General features: G+C 69.7%; 17 protein-coding genes and 1 pseudogene. 13 read left to right on the top strand and 5 right to left on the bottom strand.

Annotated elements, in window-relative coordinates:
- Positions 1 to 371: pseudogene (locus tag AC1DFR_RS10190) on the bottom strand (HNH endonuclease signature motif containing protein); the annotation flags it as partial.
- On the opposite strand from AC1DFR_RS10190, the gene AC1DFR_RS10185 reads away from it, so the two are divergent.
- Positions 366 to 1,205 carry a hypothetical protein gene (locus AC1DFR_RS10185; protein WP_476873241.1) on the top strand — a complete coding sequence of 280 codons (840 nt, stop codon included), beginning with the start codon at positions 366 to 368 and terminating at the stop codon, positions 1,203 to 1,205. The pseudogene AC1DFR_RS10190 and the gene AC1DFR_RS10185 overlap by 6 nt on opposite strands.
- A 4-nt stretch (positions 1,206 to 1,209) precedes the next feature.
- On the opposite strand, the gene AC1DFR_RS10180 is transcribed toward AC1DFR_RS10185, so the two are convergent.
- The 3 genes from AC1DFR_RS10180 to AC1DFR_RS10170 form a co-directional block, all read right to left on the bottom strand.
- The gene (locus AC1DFR_RS10180; protein ID WP_476848746.1) at positions 1,210 to 1,512 is read right to left on the bottom strand and encodes a hypothetical protein; all 303 of its coding nucleotides are present in this window, start codon (positions 1,510 to 1,512) and stop codon (positions 1,210 to 1,212) included.
- Between the two features lie 57 nt (positions 1,513 to 1,569).
- Entirely contained in the window at positions 1,570 to 1,794 is a 225-nt protein-coding gene (locus AC1DFR_RS10175; protein ID WP_028278253.1) for a DUF3107 domain-containing protein, read from the bottom strand.
- A 61-nt stretch (positions 1,795 to 1,855) separates the two neighbouring features.
- Positions 1,856 to 2,551: a TetR/AcrR family transcriptional regulator gene (locus AC1DFR_RS10170; protein WP_476873251.1), complete on the bottom strand. Its 696-nt coding sequence runs from the start codon at positions 2,549 to 2,551 to the stop codon at positions 1,856 to 1,858.
- A 108-nt stretch (positions 2,552 to 2,659) separates the two neighbouring features.
- Here AC1DFR_RS10170 and moeB point away from each other — a divergent pair, with 108 nt between their 5' ends.
- Together moeB and AC1DFR_RS10160 are read left to right on the top strand one after the other, a co-directional pair.
- Positions 2,660 to 3,883, top strand: a complete 1,224-nt coding sequence (gene moeB, locus AC1DFR_RS10165) for a molybdopterin-synthase adenylyltransferase MoeB (RefSeq protein WP_476873240.1) — start codon at positions 2,660 to 2,662, stop codon at positions 3,881 to 3,883.
- A gap of 85 nt (positions 3,884 to 3,968) precedes the next feature.
- A complete protein-coding gene (locus tag AC1DFR_RS10160) occupies positions 3,969 to 5,054 on the top strand; it encodes an SDR family NAD(P)-dependent oxidoreductase (protein ID WP_476873239.1) in 1,086 nt (361 codons plus the stop codon).
- 38 nt (positions 5,055 to 5,092) lie between these two features.
- On the opposite strand, the gene AC1DFR_RS10155 is transcribed toward AC1DFR_RS10160, so the two are convergent.
- On the bottom strand, positions 5,093 to 6,469 hold the full coding sequence (locus AC1DFR_RS10155; RefSeq protein WP_476873238.1) for a glutamyl-tRNA reductase: 1,377 nt from the start codon (positions 6,467 to 6,469) through the stop codon (positions 5,093 to 5,095).
- 170 nt (positions 6,470 to 6,639) lie between these two features.
- On the opposite strand from AC1DFR_RS10155, the gene hemE reads away from it, so the two are divergent.
- The 10 genes from hemE (at position 6,640) to hemL (ending at position 18,108) form a co-directional block, all read left to right on the top strand.
- Complete coding sequence (gene hemE, locus AC1DFR_RS10150) at positions 6,640 to 7,797, top strand: uroporphyrinogen decarboxylase (protein WP_476873237.1); 1,158 nt, start codon at positions 6,640 to 6,642, stop codon at positions 7,795 to 7,797.
- A gap of 4 nt (positions 7,798 to 7,801) precedes the next feature.
- Positions 7,802 to 9,328 (top strand): protoporphyrinogen/coproporphyrinogen oxidase, encoded by a 1,527-nt coding sequence (locus tag AC1DFR_RS10145; protein ID WP_476873236.1) that lies wholly within the window; start codon positions 7,802 to 7,804, stop codon positions 9,326 to 9,328.
- Between the two features lie 251 nt (positions 9,329 to 9,579).
- Positions 9,580 to 10,437 carry a hypothetical protein gene (locus tag AC1DFR_RS10140; protein WP_476873235.1) on the top strand — a complete coding sequence of 286 codons (858 nt, stop codon included), beginning with the start codon at positions 9,580 to 9,582 and terminating at the stop codon, positions 10,435 to 10,437.
- Between the two features lie 223 nt (positions 10,438 to 10,660).
- The gene (hemQ, locus tag AC1DFR_RS10135) at positions 10,661 to 11,407 is read left to right on the top strand and encodes a hydrogen peroxide-dependent heme synthase (RefSeq protein WP_028277195.1); all 747 of its coding nucleotides are present in this window, start codon (positions 10,661 to 10,663) and stop codon (positions 11,405 to 11,407) included.
- The gene (locus tag AC1DFR_RS10130) at positions 11,404 to 12,687 is read left to right on the top strand and encodes a ferrochelatase (RefSeq protein WP_476848753.1); all 1,284 of its coding nucleotides are present in this window, start codon (positions 11,404 to 11,406) and stop codon (positions 12,685 to 12,687) included. The genes hemQ and AC1DFR_RS10130 overlap by 4 nt, the downstream gene beginning before the upstream one ends.
- Positions 12,684 to 13,682, top strand: coding sequence for a hydroxymethylbilane synthase (gene hemC / locus AC1DFR_RS10125; RefSeq protein WP_476858905.1), 999 nt, complete (start codon positions 12,684 to 12,686; stop codon positions 13,680 to 13,682). Before AC1DFR_RS10130 ends, hemC begins: the two co-directional genes overlap by 4 nt.
- Before the next feature lie 19 nt (positions 13,683 to 13,701).
- Entirely contained in the window at positions 13,702 to 14,670 is a 969-nt protein-coding gene (locus AC1DFR_RS10120; protein WP_476873234.1) for a uroporphyrinogen-III synthase, read from the top strand.
- Positions 14,667 to 15,650, top strand: coding sequence for a porphobilinogen synthase (gene hemB / locus AC1DFR_RS10115; RefSeq protein WP_223913922.1), 984 nt, complete (start codon positions 14,667 to 14,669; stop codon positions 15,648 to 15,650). Before AC1DFR_RS10120 ends, hemB begins: the two co-directional genes overlap by 4 nt.
- Complete coding sequence (locus tag AC1DFR_RS10110; RefSeq protein ID WP_476873233.1) at positions 15,647 to 16,747, top strand: LLM class flavin-dependent oxidoreductase; 1,101 nt, start codon at positions 15,647 to 15,649, stop codon at positions 16,745 to 16,747. Before hemB ends, AC1DFR_RS10110 begins: the two co-directional genes overlap by 4 nt.
- Positions 16,748 to 16,776: 29 nt before the next feature.
- On the top strand, positions 16,777 to 18,108 hold the full coding sequence (gene hemL, locus AC1DFR_RS10105) for a glutamate-1-semialdehyde 2,1-aminomutase (RefSeq protein ID WP_476873232.1): 1,332 nt from the start codon (positions 16,777 to 16,779) through the stop codon (positions 18,106 to 18,108).
- Positions 18,109 to 18,135 lie beyond the last annotated feature (27 nt).

The following is an 18,135-nucleotide window of genomic DNA, read 5'->3' as shown; positions in this document are numbered from 1 at the left end:
GGGCCGGTGCGGGGGTTGGTGGCGGTGTTCATCACGGTGATCAGGTGTTCGAACTGGTCCGTGGTGGCGAAGATTTCCAGGTGCTGCAGGCCGTGCCGGGGTTTGCGGAGGAAAGCGCCCTGGAGCTGGCGGAGCAGTTCCTCGGAGGGTTCGGCGCCGTCTTGGTCCAGCGCCCCGGCCCAGCTGCGGGCGATCCGGGCCAGGAAGTCGGCGTCGTTCTCGATGGCCGTCGCGGTCAGTGCATGTTCCATGGTGGCCGCGGCCTCGGGGAGGCAGCTGTGCCGGACCCGGTCCAGGGCGAGCGTGATGACGGTCGCGGCGCGGGAGGCGACCTCGCCGGCCGCGACGGCGGCTCCGAGTTCCGGGTGCACGGGTGGGATGGGCCGGCCGGCGAGTCCCTGCCGGGGCAGCAGCGAGTCGGCCGGCAGAGCCGGCGCCTGGCCTCCGCGGCGCTGATCCGCAGCCGCGCCCGCAGGAACTCCACCGTGTTCCGGTACCCGTCATCCAGCACCGATTCCGGCACGGCCAGCTCACCCATTCCGGGGCTTCCGGCGGGCGCCGCCGCAACGGACGTGCCGGAGGGAGCCAAGGACAAGGACGTGCCGGAGGGAACCGCCCCAACAGGCCTGCCGGCCGGAGCCGAGGCCAAGGAGGCGCCGGCAGCTTCCGCGGTTCCGGGTGCGCCGGTCTGCCACCCGGCGGGGCTCTCACGCCAGCCGGTGGTCCACCCGGTGACCGCCCCCGTTACAGCCCCCGTGGCCGCGGCTGCGGACTGCTTCCTGGTCCGGTCCACGGCGGCGGCCGCGACGAGCTGCAGATACTCCACCGCGCGGGAGACTTCCTCCACGCTGTCGGCGAAGTCCGACGCGGCCCGGAAGCCCCACGACCCCGCATCCTCCACCGCCGTCGAACCCACCGCCCGCAGCGCGGCCAGGGCGGTGTCCATACCGGATTGCCCGACCGGGGTTGCGCCCCGGTCCGTGCCCTCCGCCTCGTCCCCGCAGGCGGTGAAATCCCTGATGAAATCCCTGACGGCTTCCATGGCCCGAGTCTATTTGAGGGCTCCGACAAAAGTGATGGGCACGGTTCCGCCTCGGAATGACTCCGGTACGGCGCACTCGGCCGAACCCCAAACGAACTGTGACCACGCACCCCGTTGGGTGCGTGGTCACAGTTGCGCGCCGAAAACAGCTGCGCGGGGCTAACGAACTAGAGCTTCAGGATGCCCGTGAGCCTCTCGGTGTCCTGCCGCGTCCGGGCCCTGCCGAGGTACACCACGGCCGCGATCGAGGCCGCAGTGCCCAGGACCATCGGCAGGATCCACGGGATCCAGGTCAGGCCCGGCTGGTAGCCGAATCCGGCCGCTATGAAGATGATCCAGCTGAGCATACCGACGGATGCAGCAACCCCCGCGGGGACGGCGACGCCGTACTTCTGGTGCCGCTTGTCGTTGGCCCACACCACGAAACCCGCAGCCACGGTCACCATGGCGACCACAATCAGGGAAAGCATTCAGGACACCTCACGATCTAGAAACTGCGATGAAGGACGGTCGTGGGAAGAACGGGGCTAGAGGGCACCGAAGCCGACGCGGCGGGCCTCTTCTGCGCCGATTTCCACGTAGCCCAGAACATTGGCGGGGACGATCACCAGGCGGCCTTTGTCGTCCGTCAGCCGCAGTTCGCTGCCCTTGGCGATCGCGTCGCCAACTACCTTGGCGACGGCTTCGGCATCCTGCGCCGATTCGAGGACAATTTCGCGGCCGATGTTTTGAATACCAATCTTTACTTCCACAGCAAGGCCTCCCAGCCAATCAACGTCCAAAAAATGTCTAAGGTCAATCTCTAGTTGTAGTCTAGGTCCCTTTGGGGAAGCGGGAGATTCCGCGCCAAGCTAAACGGTAGATGAGGTCACTGGCTACATCGAGATCCAGGTTCCCGTCCGTTTCCAGCCAATACCGTGCGCTCACGTGGGCCATGCCGGCGAGTCCGCGGCCCAGCAGCTGGGCCTCCAGCTCAGGCAGTTTGGTGTCCTCGGCGATGACATGAGCGACGGCGTCGGCGAAGGTCTTGTTGAACGTTTCCAGCCGCGCGCTGACGTCGGGATCGTTAATCAGGTCCGACTCGAAGACGAGCCGGTGGGCCTGGTCGTCGTGCGCGATGAAGCGGAAGTAGGCGCGCATGACGGCCTGGACGCGCTCGTCATTGTCGGTGGTGGAGTTCAGGGCGCCAAGCAGGAGGTCGGTCAGCTTGCTGAGGTGGCTGTCCAGCAGAGCCAGGTAGAGGTCCCGCTTGGAGGGGAAGTGCTGGTACAACACCGGCTTGCTGACGTGGGCGGTCTCGGCGATCTCGTCCATGGCGGCACCGTGGTAGCCGTTCGCCACGAAAACTTCCTGCGCGGCCGCCAGCAGCTGAGCCCGGCGTTCGTCGCGGGGGAGGCGGGCCGAGCGTTGTCCGCTCCGGGGCTGCCCTGCCGTCGGCTTGCCGGACTCGTCCCGCTCCAACGGTGCCTGATGAACCACTGTCGGCCTTCTTTCCCTTATCCACCCCATTGCGCGCAATGGCAATCATTTGCATTTTGTACTGAACTACCTTGCACTCAATTACACCTTACGCGCGGGTAATATGACCTGGTGGTATCTTCGGGCATAGATTGAAGTATGGCTTCCAAGTTCACCGCCGCCGGTGCCCCCGCAACCCCCCAGACGAAGCTGGATCCGCAGCCCGGACCGCTGGTCGACCCGGCTGCGGACCTCAGGCCGGACGAGGTGGAACGCTACTCGCGGCACCTGATCATTCCGGAGATCGGCGCGATCGGCCAGCGACGCCTCAAGAACGCAAAAGTCCTGGTGATCGGTGCCGGTGGCCTCGGCTCCCCGGCCCTGCTCTATCTCGCCGCCGCGGGGGTCGGCACCCTTGGCATCGTCGATGACGACGACGTCGACCTCAGCAACCTCCAACGCCAGATCATCCATGGTGTCGCGGATGTGGGCCGGCCGAAAATCGAGTCCGCCCGCGACGCCATTAAGGCCCTGAACCCGCTCGTGGACGTCCGGCTGCACAACGTCCGGCTCGACGCGTCCAACGCACTGGAGCTCTTTGCCGGCTACGACCTGATCCTCGACGGCGCCGACAACTTTGCCACGCGCTACCTCGTCAACGACGCCGCCGCCATCCTCGGCAAGCCCTACATTTGGGGATCGATTTTCCGTTTCGACGGCCAGGTCAGCGTCTTTTGGGAACAGTTCGGGCCCACCTACCGGGACCTCTACCCGGAGGCACCCCCGCCCGGATCCGTGCCGTCCTGCGGCGAAGGCGGCGTGTTCGGCATGCTGTGCGCCGCCGTCGGAGCGCTGATGGTGACCGAGGCGGTCAAACTGATCACCGGCGTCGGCCGGTCCCTGCTGGGCCGGCTGGCGCTCTATGACGCTCTGGGCGGCACCTGGCGCGAGATCAAGGTGACCAAGGACCCGGCGGCAGCACGAATCACCGAACTCACCGATTACGAGGCCTTCTGCGGGATCACTCCAACGGCGGATGCCGGTACCGAGCACACCGTGACGGCGACCCAGCTCGCCACCATGCTGGCCTCCCGCAAGGCCGGCCTCAAAGACTTCCACCTCGTGGACGTGCGGGAGCAGGGAGAATACGAAATCGTCCGCATTGAGGGGTCGGAGCTGATCCCGCAAGGCCGCATCCTTGCCGGCGAGGCGTGGCAGGAACTGCCCCAGGATGCCGAAATTGTCTTCCACTGCAAGGCCGGAACACGATCCGCCGCCGTCCTGTCCGCAGCCCGCGCCGTCGGGTACGAGCGCGTCAGCCACCTCGAAGGCGGCATTCTCGCCTGGGTACGGGACGTGGAGCCCGGGAAACCGGTGTATTGAGCCGCGGCGGCCCATATGGCCAGCAAGGCCGCGATACCGCACAACATGCTCCGCCGAGCGGCGCCCTAAAACGAAAGGCCTGGTCATGAGCGAGGAAAATGTCGTGAGAGAGGAAGACGCCGTGAGCCAGGAAAATACAGTGACGTCCCAGCGCAAGATTGGCTCCGGGTTCGGCCGGGATTCGACGGCGGCCGACGTCATTGCCGGCATCGACCTGACCGGGAAGACCGCTATTGTCACGGGCGGCTACTCGGGGCTGGGCCTGGAGACCGTGCGGGCGCTGGCCTCCGCCGGCGCCGCCGTCGTGGTGCCGGCCCGGCGGCCCGAGCATGCCCGCGACGTCCTGGCCGCGGCGGGGCTGACGCCGGCAACGGCTGGCGGCGGCGTCAGCGTTGCCGAACTGGAAGTTGCCGAATTGGACCTGGCGGACCAGGACAGTGTGAAGGAGTTCGCCGCCGGCTTCCTGGCCGGTCCGGCACTTGTCGCGGCGCCGGGCTCAGGCCGCAGCCTGGACATCCTCATCAACAACGCCGCCATCATGGCAAGTCCGGAGCAAAGGGTGGGACCCGGCTGGGAATCACAGTTCGCCACGAACCACCTGGGCCATTTTGCCTTGACCAACCTGCTGTGGCCGGCGCTTGCCGCGGCGCAGGGAGCCCGCGTGGTCTCGCTCTCCTCGACCGGCCACAAGCTCTCGGCCATTCGCTTCGATGACATCAATTTCGACGCCGGCTACGACAAGTGGCGTGCCTACGGCCAGGCCAAGACGGCGAACGCGCTCTTCGCCGTCCAGCTCGATGCCCTGGGCCGCAACTTTGGCGTGCGCGCCTTCGCAGTACATCCCGGCGGGATCATGACGGAGCTGCAACGGCACCTGCCGCGGGAGGAGATGATCGCCGCGGGCTGGATGGACGAGCAGGGCAAACTCGACCCGCGCTTCAAGACACCCGCGCAGGGCGCCGCCACCTCGGTCTGGGCCGCGACGGCGCCGGCGCTCGAAGGAATGGGCGGCGTCTACTGCGAGGACTGCGACATCGCCGAAGCCACGGTGCCGGGATCGCCCGAAGCCAGGATCAGGGGAGTGGATGCCCACGCCGTGGACCGGGAGGCGGCCACACGGCTGTGGCAGGTGTCGGCCGAAATGACCGGGATCAACGCTTTCCCCGGATAATCCAGGGATAAGCCGCGGTGCGGGGACGCGCGGGGCAGCTACGCGGTTTCGCGGATGTCGCCCGCTGCGGGGCCGGGGTCGCCGGGGTTGTGGGCAGCCGCATTGTGGTCCACAGGGCAAGCCCCGGAACCGGCGGCACCTGCAACCGTTGCGCCGGCGGTGGGCTCCACCGTGATGCCGTACAGCGCCTCAAGACCGGCAATGTAGGCGTCCTGTTGTCCGTTGGAGGCCAGTTCGCGGGCCCGGACGGTGGGGACGTGGAGAAGCTGCTTCACCATGCGGCGCAGGGCAAATTCGACTTCTTCGGCGGCGGCCGTGCAGCCGTGCCGGGCCCGGACCTTTTCCATTTCCGCATCCAGGACGTTCATCGTGTGGCGGCGCAAGGCGACGATCGCCGAGTCGACGCTCCTGGCCTCGCGCTCCTGCTCAAAGGCGCTGGCCGCCCCGGCCACGATGCTGCTGGCCTGTTCGAGCGACTCGGCCTGTTCCTGCGGTGCGGCCAGCCGGACCGATTCCAGCGTAAGCAGTTCGACGCCGTCGAGGTCGCCGACAGCGGGGTCGAAGTCATGGGTCAAAGCGAGATCGATCGCGATCAGCGGCTGGGGCGAGTTCGCCCGGATCCGGGCGAGTTCGTCCGCTTCGACCCGGCTGTCGGAGCCGCTGCAGCCGATCATGACGTCGGCACCGGCAACTGCGCCCGGAAGCGTGTCCTCGTTCAGTGCCGTGCCGCCCCGGGTGGCGACGAAGCCGGCGGCGCGGCCGGAGGAGGAATAAACAGAGACATCGGTGCAGCCACGTTCCCGCAGCAGGGACATGGTGGCACCGGCGTAGGCGCCGGTCCCGAAGACGACGGCTTTCTTGGCGGACCAGTCCGGGTTTTCCGACAGGTCAGTGGCGAGGTCCAGGGCCACGGAGACGATGGAGAGCCCGCGCGAACCCAACGCCGTCTGGGCGCCGACGTCCTTCGCGGTCTTGGACGCGGCCTGGAACAGTCGGACCAGGCCGGAGCTGGCGGTGCCCTCGTGCTGGGCCGTGATCAAGGCGCGGCGGACCTGCCCGGCAATTTCCCGTTCGCCCACCACGGCGGAGTCCAGACCGGAGCTGACCGAGAAGAGGTGCTGGCTGACCTCGGCGCCGGTGCGGGTGCTGAAGGCGCGGGAGACGAGCTGATCGTTGAGTCCGCTGGCGCCGCTGATGTGGGTGATGAGGGCCGCCCGGGCGGCGGCGACGGCGTCCGGGTGGGGGGCTTCGCCGTAGATTTCAAGGCGGTTGCAGGTGGCAAGGACAACGGCACCCGCCACGGCCGGCGATCCGGCGAGGGCGGATGTGGCGATCCCTGAAGCACCGGTGCTCAACTGAGCAACGGTTTCGAGGTCGATGTCGGCGTGTGTAGCCACCAATGAAAAAAGAACCACAGCATCACCATCATAGCTTTTTCGCGTCCGTGTAGAACAACTGTCCGGGCGTGGGCTCAGGCACCCTGGCCTGTGATTCCCGCCACGACGCGGCACTCGGGGCCGGTGTCAGAGCCGGCGTGACAGGCTGTCGTTATCTTTTAGGCACAAATTTGGGCACAATCGAAGTCATGACTCCAAGCGCTGCGGCACGTGCCGGCACGACCACATTCAGTACGTCCGACAACGGCGCAGCCGGCAATGCAGCCATTGACGGCGCCGCCCGCGGCCTCGATGCCGGCCACCCGCTGATGGACGGCCGCACCGCGGATTCGCCGCTGATCACCGCCTACCGCGGCGGCAAGCCCTCCCGCCGTCCCGTCTGGTTCATGCGCCAGGCCGGCCGCTCACTGCCCGAATATCTCAAGGTCCGTGAGGGCGTCGCGATGCTGGACTCGTGCCTGCGCCCCGAGCTCGCTTCCGAGATCACCCTGCAGCCGGTCCGCCGCCACGACGTCGATGCCGCCATCTTCTTCTCGGACATTGTCATCCCGCTCAAGCTGGCCGGCGTCGGAGTGGACATCGTGCCCGGCGTCGGACCCGTCCTGGACAAACCGGTCCGCACGGCCGCGGACGTTGCCGCCCTGCCGCAGCTGACCTGGGAGGCCTTGGAGCCCATCCGCGAAGCCGTCCGGCTCACGGTGGCCGAGCTCGGCAGCACCCCGCTGATCGGCTTCGCCGGTGCGCCCTTTACCCTCGCCGCGTACATGGTGGAAGGCAAGCCTTCCCGCGACCACCTCGGCCCGCGCACCATGATGCACGCCGACCCCGAAACCTGGACTGCCTTGGCCAACTGGGCCGCCGATGCCTCGGGGATGTTCCTCCGCGCACAGCTGGAAGCCGGCGCCTCCGCCGGCCAGCTCTTCGACTCCTGGGCCGGTTCGCTGGGACTTGCCGACTACCAGCGCTTCGTTGCGCCGGCGTCGTCCCGCGCCCTGGACCATGTCCGGCACCTGGGCGCACCCCTGATCCACTTTGGCACCGGCACCTCGGAACTGCTCGTCGCGATGCGCGACGTCGGCGTTGACGTCGTGGGGGTCGACTACCGGCTGCCGCTGGACGAAGCCAACCGCCGCCTCGGCGGCACCGTCCCGCTGCAGGGCAACATCGACCCGGCACTGCTTTCGGCACCGTGGGAAGTCCTCGAAGCCCACGTCCGAGAGGTGATCGCGTCCGGCTCCGCGGCGCCCGGGCACGTCCTGAACCTCGGCCACGGCGTGCCGCCGGAGACGGACCCTGAGGTGCTCACGCGCGTCGTCGAACTCATCCACTCCATCGCTCCGGAGTAGGGGCGTGGACGCAGGCGCCGCCGGGACTCCCGTGGAAGGTACCGCCGTCGTGATCGGGGGCGGGATTTCCGGACTGCTTGCGGCACGGGAATTCGCCCGGGCCGGGGTCCGCACCACCGTCCTGGAGGCCGGCGAGGCCTGGGGCGGCTGCGTCGGCAGCCATGTCGTGGCCGGACTGACCCTGGACAGCGGCGCGGAGTCTTTCGCCACCCGCACCGCCGCCGTAGCCGATCTCGCCGCGGAGCTGGGGCTGGCCGGCGAGATCGTTGCGCCGAACCCCGGCGGGGCCTGGGTCCAGTTGCCTGACGGCCCCCGGGAACTGCCTAAGACCGGTGTGCTGGGCATCCCGGCGAGCCCGTGGGACCCGGAAGTCCGCCGGTCGTTGGGCCTGCTGGGATCCCTCCGCGCCTCCGTCGACGCCGTGCTGCCGGCCTCGCTGGGCACCGCTGCCGGGGCAACGAGCGTGTCAGCCCTTGTCCGCAGACGGATGGGAAGGCGGGTCCTGGACCGGCTCGTCGCACCGGTGGTCGGCGGCGTCCACTCGGCCGACCCTTCAGTGCTCGACGTCGACATGGTGGCCCCCGGTCTGCGGGCCGGCATCCGCCAGCACGGTTCCCTCGCCGCCGCCGTCGCGGCCCAGCGCAGGGGAGCGGCGGCCGCCACGGGCAGACCCCCCGGACCAGCCGGACCGTCCGGAACAGGCCAGGCCGGCGGGCTCCAGAAGGCCGGTTCCGCCGTCGCCGGGCTGCGCGGCGGCATGCGCACCCTCGTCGCCGCCCTGCTGGCCGATCTGCGTCAGCGCGGAGTCACCCTGCTGCCCGGCACTGCGGCCCGGTCAGTGCGACGCACAGCCGACGGCTGGCGCGTGGCCACGGACCAGGCCACTTTCGACGCCGGGCTCCTCGCGGTTGCGGTCGAGGGTCCCGCCGCCGTCGGGCTGCTTGAGGAGTCCCTGCCGGAACTTGCCGGCCACCGCCCCGATGCCGGACCCGACGTCAGCCTTGTCACACTCGTGGTGGACCTCCCGGCCCTTGACGCGGCGCCACGCGGCACCGGCGTGCTTGTTGCGCCGCAGAGCCCGGGTGTGCAGGCCAAGGCGCTGACGCACGCCACCGCCAAATGGGCGTGGCTGGCGGAGCAGGCAGGCCCGGGACGGCATGTGCTCCGGCTCTCCTACGGGCGGAGTGCAGCTCCAGAGGCTGTTACTCCCCGGGCATTGCCCGAGCCCCGCGGCGGCGGACTGGCCGCGGCGCCGCGCTCCGACGATGAACTTTTCCGCGCAGCCCTGGCTGATGCGTCGGCCCTGCTGGCGGTGCCAGTCGGCGCCGGGGACGTGGCCGATTGGGACGTGGTCCGCTGGGCCGGCGCGCTGCCGTTTGCGTCCCTGGGCCACAGGCAGCGCGTCGCGGCCGTCCGGAGCGTCTGTGCCGCGGACGGCACGCTTGCCGTGGTGGGCGGCTGGCTGTCCGGCAATGGCTTGGCAGCGATCGTGGCCGACACCCCGCAGCAGGTCCGCGCCCTGTTGTCCTGAACGTCGTCCTGAACGTGGCTGCGCTCAACGTGGCTGCGCTGAATGGGCCTGCGCTGAATTCGGTGACCCTGAATTCGGTGACCCTGAATGTGGCTGTTCCGAACGAGGTTTCCGAGTCCCAAGCACACCTTCAGTCACAGGAATCACAGCGGTTCCAAAGGCACCCTGAACCCCTCCGGTCACGGCGGTTTCGTGCCGGAAATTCGCGGTTTTTGCAAGTTTTTCCTGCTGGTCGATTCCGGCTAGGCTCGATGACCATGTTTATTTTCAGGTCCAAGGTGTCAACAACGAAGACCGGCCGCCATCGGGGCCTTCGAAGCGGCGCGGCGGCGGTCGCGCTCGGGGCCGTACTGGCTGGCACCGCCGGGGCTCCTGCCTCGCAGGCGGCCGCAGGGTTGTCCGCGGCGGCGTCCACCGCACCGTCCGCGCAGGGTTCGCTGACCCTCGGCCTCGGCGACATGCTGGACAGCCTGCTGGGTTCCTCGACGACGCCGAGCCCCTCGCCGTCCGCCGGCTCGGGCGAGTCCTCCCCGTCGCCGTCGCACGGCAGCAGCCCGGAGCCCAGCGACCCCGAGCCCAGCGACCCGGAACCCAGCGACCCCGAGCCCAGCAATCCCCAACCCACGGCCCCGCGCACCAGTACTCCACCGGCGTCGAGCACCCCGCCCGCGAAGGTTGCGCCGCCCGGCGGGCCGCAGGACCCCGCCGCGCCGCCCGCCGCCCCGGCTCCGGGAGCTCCCGCCGCAGGCGGATCCGCCGGGTCTGCTCCCACCGGACAGGCCCCTGGCCGGCCGGCACCGGGCAGCGCGGCCGCCGACCCGGCCGCCGATCCACAGTCCGGCACCGCGGTGCCGGCCGCGGGCAACGGTGCCGGCGCGCAGGCGTCGGCCTCGAAGTCGGCCACACCGCACCCGTCCCCAGCGGGTTCAAACACAGCCGGCTGGACCCAGGCGCCGGCTCCGGCCAAGGGCCACTCCGGCAACTCCTCCCTCGAGGCAACCTCGACGTTGGAACCGGCTGGCCTGTCCCCGCTGGTCGGCTGGGGCATCGGCCTGGTGGCGCTCTCGCTCGGCGCCGGCGCCGCGGTCCTCCGGATGCGCCGGAGCTGAGAGGACCCGCCTCCCGCGGACGCACCCCCTCCCGCAGACCCGCCTCCCGCGGACGCACCCCCTCCCGCAGACCCGCCTCCCGCGGACGCACCCCCTCCCGCAGACCCGCCTCCCGCGGACGCACCCCCACCTCCAGCGTCCCGCATGTGAAATAAAGCACTTCTACGCGCTGTAGAAGTGCTTTTTTTCGACTTAGCTGGGGAGAGGAGGCAGACTGGTATGCATGAGCCACACTTCTGCCGAATCTGTCACTAAAACCGGAATGTCAGCCCCCGGAGAATCAGTCGCCGGGGCATCGGCGCCCGAAGATTCAACTGAGCAGTTCTTCACCCTTTGGACCGTATTCAAGCGGTCAGCGGACATCCTGCGCGGCGCCGATGCCGCTGAGGACTTCGAGGCCCTGATGAAAAGCCTCGCCGACGCCGGAGTTGTCCACCGCGGCAGCTACGACGTCTCGGCGATGCGGGCCGACGCGGACATTATGGTCTGGTTGCACGGTCCCCGGCCGGAAGCGCTGCAGCGGGCAGTGCGGGACATCCGGCGCAGCAAACTGTTCGCCGGCACCGAGATCGTCTGGTCCGCCATGGGCGTGCACCGGGAGGCCGAGTTCGCCAAGAACCACACCCCGGCGTTTTCCCGCGGCGTTGAACCGGCGGAATGGCTCTGCGTCTACCCCTTCGTCCGCTCCTACGAGTGGTACCTGCTCCCGGACGCCGAGCGCGGCGCCATGCTCCGCGACCACGGCATGCTGGGCCGCGACTTCCCCCAGGTCATCTCCAACACCGTCTCCTCGTTCGCCCTCGGCGACTGGGAATGGATCCTCGGATTGGAAGCCCCCGAGCTCGTGGACCTCGTGGACCTGATGCGCCACCTGCGGGCCACCGAAGCACGGCACCACGTCCGCGAGGAAATCCCCTTCTACACCGGCCGCCGCGTCACCGCCGCCGAGATTGCCGAGGTCCTGGCATGAGCCCGCTCGATCCGCAGGAATCCGCCGCCCCGGTAACCGCCGTGAACACCGTCACCGAGGCCGGCCGGATGGCCCCCAAGGAGTACGACGCAGTGCTCCTCGCCTCCTTCGGCGGACCCGAAGGCCAGGAGGACGTCATCCCGTTCCTCCGCAACGTCACCCGCGGCCGCGGCATCCCCGACGAACGGCTCGAAGAGGTCTCGCACCACTACCGCGCCAACGGCGGCATCAGCCCCATCAACGGACAAAACCGTCAGCTCAAGGCCGGCATCGAGGCCGAACTTGCAGCCCGCGGCATCGCGCTGCCGGTGTTCTGGGGCAACCGCAACTGGGACCCGTACATCCCGCAGACCCTGCAGGAGATCTACGACGCCGGCCACCGCAAGGTGCTCATGCTCACCACGAGCGCCTACTCCTGTTACTCCAGCTGCCGCCAGTACCGCGAGGACATCGGCATGGCGCTGACCGAAACCGGGCTCGACGGCAAGCTCGAGGTCGACAAGGTGCGCCAGTACTTCGACCACCCCGGGTTCGTGGAGCCCTTCATCGAGGGCACCGCCGCCGGCCTCGCCGACGTCCGTGCCCAGCTGGCCGCCGCCGGCACCCCGGACGCCCCCGTGCACATCCTGTTCGCGACGCACTCCATCCCGACCCGCGATGCCGAGGCCGCCGGCCGGTCCGAGGGCGAGCCGCGCACTTTTGAGGAAGACTCCGCCTACGCCGCACAGCACCTGGCCTCCGGCACCGAGGTCATCCGCCGGGTGGAAGACGCGACCGGCCTGACCGCACCCTGGTCCCTCGTCTACCAGTCCCGCTCCGGCGCCCCGCACGTGCCGTGGCTCGAACCGGACATCAACGACGCCATCGAGGAGCTCGCAGGCCAGGGCGTCAAGGGCATCGTGATTGTGCCGCTGGGCTTTGTCAGCGACCACATGGAAGTGGTCTGGGATCTGGACACCGAGGCGCTTGAGACCTGCGCCCGGCTGGAACTGGCCGCAACCCGCGTCCCCACGCCCGGAACGCACCGCAAGTTTGTCGCCGGACTTGTGGACCTCATCTGCGAGCGGACCGTCGCGAACAACATCGCCGAGCGGCCGCACCTGACCAAGCTCGGCCCCTGGTACGACGTCTGCCGTCCCGGCTGCTGCGCTAACTTCCGCGGCGAAAAGCCCACCATCGCCGGAGCCGACACCACCGTCGGGACCGGACACGATCCCTACCCGGCCGCCCCTGTGGCTTCGGGCACGGCTGCTGCGGCGGCGGGCCAGGGAACCGCATGAGCGTCCGGATCGGCACGCGCGCCAGCAAACTCGCCCTGACCCAGACCCAGCAGACCGCGGACCAGCTGGCCGCCGTCGGCGGGTTCCCCGTGGAGCTGGTCCATATCCGGACCGACGGCGACGTCCTCAAAGGCTCGCTGTCCCAGATGGGCGGTACCGGCGTCTTCGTCGCCGCGCTCCGCGACGCCCTGTTGCAGGACATCTGCGATATCGCCGTGCATTCGCTCAAGGACCTCCCGACCGGTCCGGCCCTCGGCCTGAGCCTCGCGGCCACACCCCAACGCGTCGACGTCCGGGACGTGCTGTGCGCCCGCGACGGGCTGAAGCTCGCCGACCTGCCGAGCGGCGCGAGCGTCGGCACCGGCTCCCCGCGCCGCGCGGCCCAGCTCCGCGCCGTGCGTCCGGACCTGGACATCCGCGACATCCGCGGGAACGTGGACACCCGGCTGGGACGCGTCCCCGGGCTGTCGGGCAACACGAACGACGCCGTCGTTGACGGCAAGTCAAACGACCTCGACGCCGTCGTGCTCGCAGCCGCCGGACTGCACCGGATCGGCCGGCTCGACGCGGTCAGCGAATACCTCGAGACGGACATCATGCTGCCAGCCGCCGGGCAGGGTGCCCTGGCGATCGAATGCCGCACCGCCGACGCTCCCCGCCGGGCCGGGTCCACGGAAGGCTCCCAGGGCGTGCTGGCGCAGGCCCTCGCGGCCCTCGATGATCCGGACACCCGGCTCGCCGTCACGGCCGAACGGGCTTTGCTGGCCCGGCTGGAGGCCGGATGCGCCGCCCCGGTGGGCGCCTACGCCTACCGCAAAGGCAGCATGCTGCACCTCGAGGCGGTGGTCTGCGCCGTCGACGGCACGGCAACCGTCCGCGACAAGAAAGCCACCGACGGCCTCACCGAGGTCGGGGCAACGCTGCTCGGGATCGAGCTGGCGGAAGTCCTGCTGGCCCGCGGCGCCGCGGACATCGCGGACCTGGCAGCTTCCTGAACCGCGGATCCACCACTTCATGGCACGGCACAGCGACCGCAACCACACGGGCGGCCCAACCGGCATGAGGGTGCCGGAGGGCGCCCGCGTGCTGGTTGCCCGCAGCCCGGACCGCGCGGGGGAACTCGTCACGGCCCTCCGCCGTGTCGGCGCCGAGCCGTTGCTGCTCCCGCTGATTGACTTTGAGCAGGCCAGCGACCAGCACTCCCTCGACGTCGCCCTCGACGCCCTCGGCGCCGGGGCCTACACGTGGCTCGTGATCAGCAGCGTGACCACAGTCCAGGCACTTGAGGCGAAAGCCGCGGAACGCGGCGCCTCCCTCAGCAGCTGGCTGCCCGGCAGCATCCTCGTGGCCACGATCGGCCCGGCGACCCGCCGTGAGCTGGAGTCCCGGGGCATCAGCGTCGACCTTGCACCCACGGGCCAGCAATCCGGCACGGGCCTGCTCGACATCTGGCCCGCGAACCAGGGCAGCGTGCTCCTGCCCCAGGCAGACATAGCGGACCCGCGGCTCCGCAAGGGCCTCGAGGCCCGCGGTGCGGCCGTCCAGGCCGTCACCGCGTACAACACCGTCGACTATCCTGCCGATCCGCGCCGGGCCCTGCCCGCATTCCCGCCGGCCCCGCCACAGGCGACCTTGTCGCAGGGGAGCAGTCCGGCCGGGCAGGACGCGCCGCCGCCCACCGTGCTCACCACGGCCGAGGCGAAAGCCGAAATCGGGGCCGGCCGGCTGCACGCCGTCGTCGCCGCCTCCCCGAGCGCCGCCCGCCGCATCCACGCGGACCTCGGCCCGCTGGGCACCTGCCGTTTCGTCGCCATCGGACGCTCGACGGCGGCCGAGGCGGCCTCCCTCGGACTCAGCGTCGACGCCGTCGCCGAAGAGCCGACGGCGTCCGGCCTGGTTGCCGCCGTCGTGCGGTCCCTTGACCACCAGCAGCCCCCACCGCCTCCGTCAGCCGCAGAGCCCTCAGCAAAGGACACCATATGAGCTTCCCGACCCACCGCCCCCGCCGGCTCCGCACCACCCCGGCCATGCGCCGGCTGACGGCCGAACACCGGCTCTCAGCATCGGAGCTCATCCTGCCGGCCTTCATCCGCGAAGGCCTGAGTGAGCCCAACCCGATCGCCTCGATGCCCGGCGTGCAGCAGCACACCACCGATTCGCTCAGGCGTGCCGCGGCCGAGGCTGTCCAGCTGGGCGTCGGCGGCATCATGCTGTTCGGCGTCCCCGCCGTCCGGGACGCGCGCGGGACGGCGTCGCTGGACCCCGACGGCGTGCTGAACAAGGCCATCCGGGACGTCCGCGCCGAGGTCGGCGACGACCTCGTAGTCATGAGCGACGTGTGCCTCGACGAATTCACCGACCACGGCCACTGCGGTGTCCTGGACGCCAACGGCTACGTCGACAACGATGCCACCCTGGAAATCTACGGCCAGATGGCGGTTGCCCAGGCCGACGCCGGCGCCCACGTCCTGGGCCCGTCGGGCATGATGGACGGCCAGGTCGCCGTGATCCGGCAGGCCCTGGAGGACGCCGGGCACGCCAACACCGCTATCGTGGCCTACGCCGCGAAATATGCCTCCGCGTTCTACGGCCCGTTCCGCGAGGCCGTCGACTCACAGCTGACCGGCGACCGCCGCACCTACCAGATGGACGCCGCCAACCGCCGGGAGGCCATCCTCGAGGTGGACCTGGACCTGGCCGAAGGCGCCGACATGGTCATGGTGAAGCCTGCCATGAGCTACCTGGACATCCTCGCCGACGTCGCCGCCATGAGCCCGGTCCCCGTGGCTGCCTACCAGATTTCCGGCGAGTACTCGATGATCGAGGCCGCCGCCGCAAACGGCTGGATCGACCGCCGGGCCGCCATCACCGAGTCCGTCCTGGGCATCAAACGCGCCGGCGCCAACATGGTGCTGACCTACTGGGCGAGCGAGCTCGCCGGCTGGCTGAAGGAAACCCGATGAACACGGCCCCCGAATCCGCGGACGCCCCGCTCAAGTCCACACCCACCGCGCCGGTGGGGCCCAACCGCATCCTCCTGGGCCTGAACACGTTCGGCGATGTCGGGGTCTTCCCGGACGGCCATCCCGTCCCGCACGCCCAGGTGCTGCGCCAGCTCCTGGAACAGGCCGAACTCGCGGACCAGATCGGCCTGCACGCCTTCGCGGTGGGGGAGCACCACCGCCGCGACTTCGCTGTCTCCGCCCCGGAGGTATTCCTGGCCGCGGCGGCTGCCCGCACCAAGAACATCCGGCTCGGCTCAGCCGTGACAGTGCTCAGCTCCGATGACCCGATACGGGTGTTCCAGCGCTTCGCCACCGTGGACGCCATCTCCGGCGGCCGGGCAGAGGTCATGCTGGGCCGCGGGTCCTTCATCGAGTCTTTCCCGCTGTTCGGCCTGGACCTGGCGGACTACGAGGTCCTATTCGAGGAAAAGCTCGAGCTCTTCGACAAGGTCCGGGCGCAGAAACCGGTCCACTGGGAGGGACGCACCCGGCCGGCCATCAGCGGCCTGAGCGTCTACCCGCCGCTGGAACACCACCTCCTGCCGACCTGGATCGGCGTCGGCGGCACGCCCGAGTCGGTGCTGCGCTGCGCCGAGTACGGCTACCCGATCATTTTCGCGATCATTGGCGGCCAGCCGCGGTCCTTCGCGCCCCTGGCCAACCTCTACCGTGAGGCCATGGCCAAGTACGGGCACCCGATGCAGCAGATGGCCACGCATTCGCCCGGCCACGTTGCCGCCACGGATGAGGACGCCCGCGAGGAGTTCTTCCCGCACTGGCTACAGCAACGGAACCGGATCGGGGCCGAACGCGGCTGGGGCCCGGCCAGCCGTGGCGAGTTCGACGCGATGTGTACGCCCGAGGGAGCACTCTATGTCGGGTCACCGGAAACCGTGGCCGCGAAGATTGCCCTGCTCAAAAAGAACCTGGGGGTGGACCGCTTTGACCTCAAGTACAGCAACGGCACCCTGCCGCACACGGCCATGATGCGCTCCATTGAACTGTTCGGCACCGAAGTGGCGCCCCGCGTGGCCGCGTTGCTAGGCGCCAACTGAACTGGCCGCGAACTGAAAGAATAGGAACCATGACTTCCAGCATGCCTCGCAACGAGGAACTCTTTGACCGTGCCCGCCAGCTGATGCCGGGCGGCGTGAACTCGCCCGTGCGCGCCTTCGGCTCCGTGGGCGGGACGCCGCGGTTCATGGTGTCCGCCAAGGGCGCCTACCTGACCGACGCCGACGGTGCCGACTACGTCGACCTCGTCTGCTCCTGGGGCCCGGCGCTGCTGGGGCACGCCCACCCGGAGGTCCTGGCGGCCGTGCACGCCGCCGTCGACCGCGGTCTCTCCTTCGGCGCCTCCACGCCGGACGAGGCCAACCTTGCCGCAATCGTCAAGGAGCGCGTCCCGGCCGCCGAGCGCGTCCGGATGGTCTCCACTGGCACCGAGGCGACCATGACGGCCGTCCGGCTCGCCCGCGGCTTCACCGGCCGCAACCTGATCATCAAGTTCGCCGGCTGCTACCACGGCCACCTCGACGGCCTCCTCGCCGCCGCAGGCTCCGGCCTGGCGACCCTCGCGCTGCCCGGCTCAGCCGGGGTCACTGCCGCGACCGCCGCCGAGACGCTCGTGCTGCCCTACAACGACCTCGGCGCCGTCGAAGCCGCCTTCGCCAAGCACGGTGACAGCATTGCCGCCGTCATCACCGAAGCCGCACCCGCCAACATGGGCGTCGTCACCCCCGGCGACGGCTTCAACGCCGGCCTCTCCCGGATTACCCGCGAACACGGCGCCCTGCTGATCCTCGACGAGGTCCTGACCGGATTCCGCACCGGCTACTCCGGCTACTGGGGCCTCACCGGAGGCGCCGCCGGTGCCGCCGAGCCGTGGACCCCGGACCTGCTGACATTTGGGAAGGTGATTGGCGGCGGCATGCCGACGGCGGCTCTCGCCGGACGCGCGGAGGTCATGGACTACCTGGCGCCGCTGGGCCCCGTCTACCAGGCCGGGACTCTGAGCGGTAACCCGGTGGCCATGGCCGCCGGGGTCGCGACCCTCACGCACGCCACCCCCGAGGTCTATTCGTTCGTGGATGCCCGCTCGCTGGAACTCTCCGCGGCGCTGTCCTCCGCACTCGATGCGGCCGGCGTGGACCACTCCATCCAGCGCGCAGGCAACCTGTTCTCCGTGGCCTTCGGCACGGGCGCCCGGGGTGTCCACAACTACGAGGACGCCCAGGGCCAGGAAGTGTACCGCTACGCCCCGTTCTTCCACTCCATGCTGGACTCCGGCGTCTACCTGCCGCCGTCGGTCTTCGAGGCCTGGTTCCTCTCCGCCGCGCACGACGACACCGCGATGAACCGGATCTTCGACGCCCTGCCGGCAGCGGCTAAGGCGGCGGCCGGCGCCAAGCCATAGCCTCAGCCCTTAAATGACTGATGGCAC

It is taken from the genome of Arthrobacter sp. 05T410 (assembly GCF_056396505.1).
The sequence above is the reverse complement of the archived record's forward strand: the minus strand, read 5'-3'. Positions and strand labels throughout refer to the sequence as shown.

Excerpts from the sequence above, each read along its gene's own strand:
- AC1DFR_RS10120 (WP_476873234.1), top strand. The coding sequence starts at position 13,702 with ATGGCACGGCACAGCGACCGCAACCACACGGGCGGCCCAACCGGCATG.
- hemQ (WP_028277195.1), top strand. The coding sequence starts at position 10,661 with ATGAGCCACACTTCTGCCGAATCTGTCACTAAAACCGGAATGTCAGCC.
- moeB (WP_476873240.1), top strand. The coding sequence starts at position 2,660 with ATGGCTTCCAAGTTCACCGCCGCCGGTGCCCCCGCAACCCCCCAGACG.
- AC1DFR_RS10180 (WP_476848746.1), bottom strand. The coding sequence starts at position 1,512 with ATGCTTTCCCTGATTGTGGTCGCCATGGTGACCGTGGCTGCGGGTTTC.
- hemL (WP_476873232.1), top strand. The coding sequence starts at position 16,777 with ATGACTTCCAGCATGCCTCGCAACGAGGAACTCTTTGACCGTGCCCGC.
- hemB (WP_223913922.1), top strand. The coding sequence starts at position 14,667 with ATGAGCTTCCCGACCCACCGCCCCCGCCGGCTCCGCACCACCCCGGCC.
- AC1DFR_RS10140 (WP_476873235.1), top strand. The coding sequence starts at position 9,580 with ATGACCATGTTTATTTTCAGGTCCAAGGTGTCAACAACGAAGACCGGC.
- AC1DFR_RS10130 (WP_476848753.1), top strand. The coding sequence starts at position 11,404 with ATGAGCCCGCTCGATCCGCAGGAATCCGCCGCCCCGGTAACCGCCGTG.
- hemC (WP_476858905.1), top strand. The coding sequence starts at position 12,684 with ATGAGCGTCCGGATCGGCACGCGCGCCAGCAAACTCGCCCTGACCCAG.
- hemE (WP_476873237.1), top strand. The coding sequence starts at position 6,640 with ATGACTCCAAGCGCTGCGGCACGTGCCGGCACGACCACATTCAGTACG.
- AC1DFR_RS10110 (WP_476873233.1), top strand. The coding sequence starts at position 15,647 with ATGAACACGGCCCCCGAATCCGCGGACGCCCCGCTCAAGTCCACACCC.
- AC1DFR_RS10160 (WP_476873239.1), top strand. The coding sequence starts at position 3,969 with ATGAGCGAGGAAAATGTCGTGAGAGAGGAAGACGCCGTGAGCCAGGAA.
- AC1DFR_RS10170 (WP_476873251.1), bottom strand. The coding sequence starts at position 2,551 with ATGGGGTGGATAAGGGAAAGAAGGCCGACAGTGGTTCATCAGGCACCG.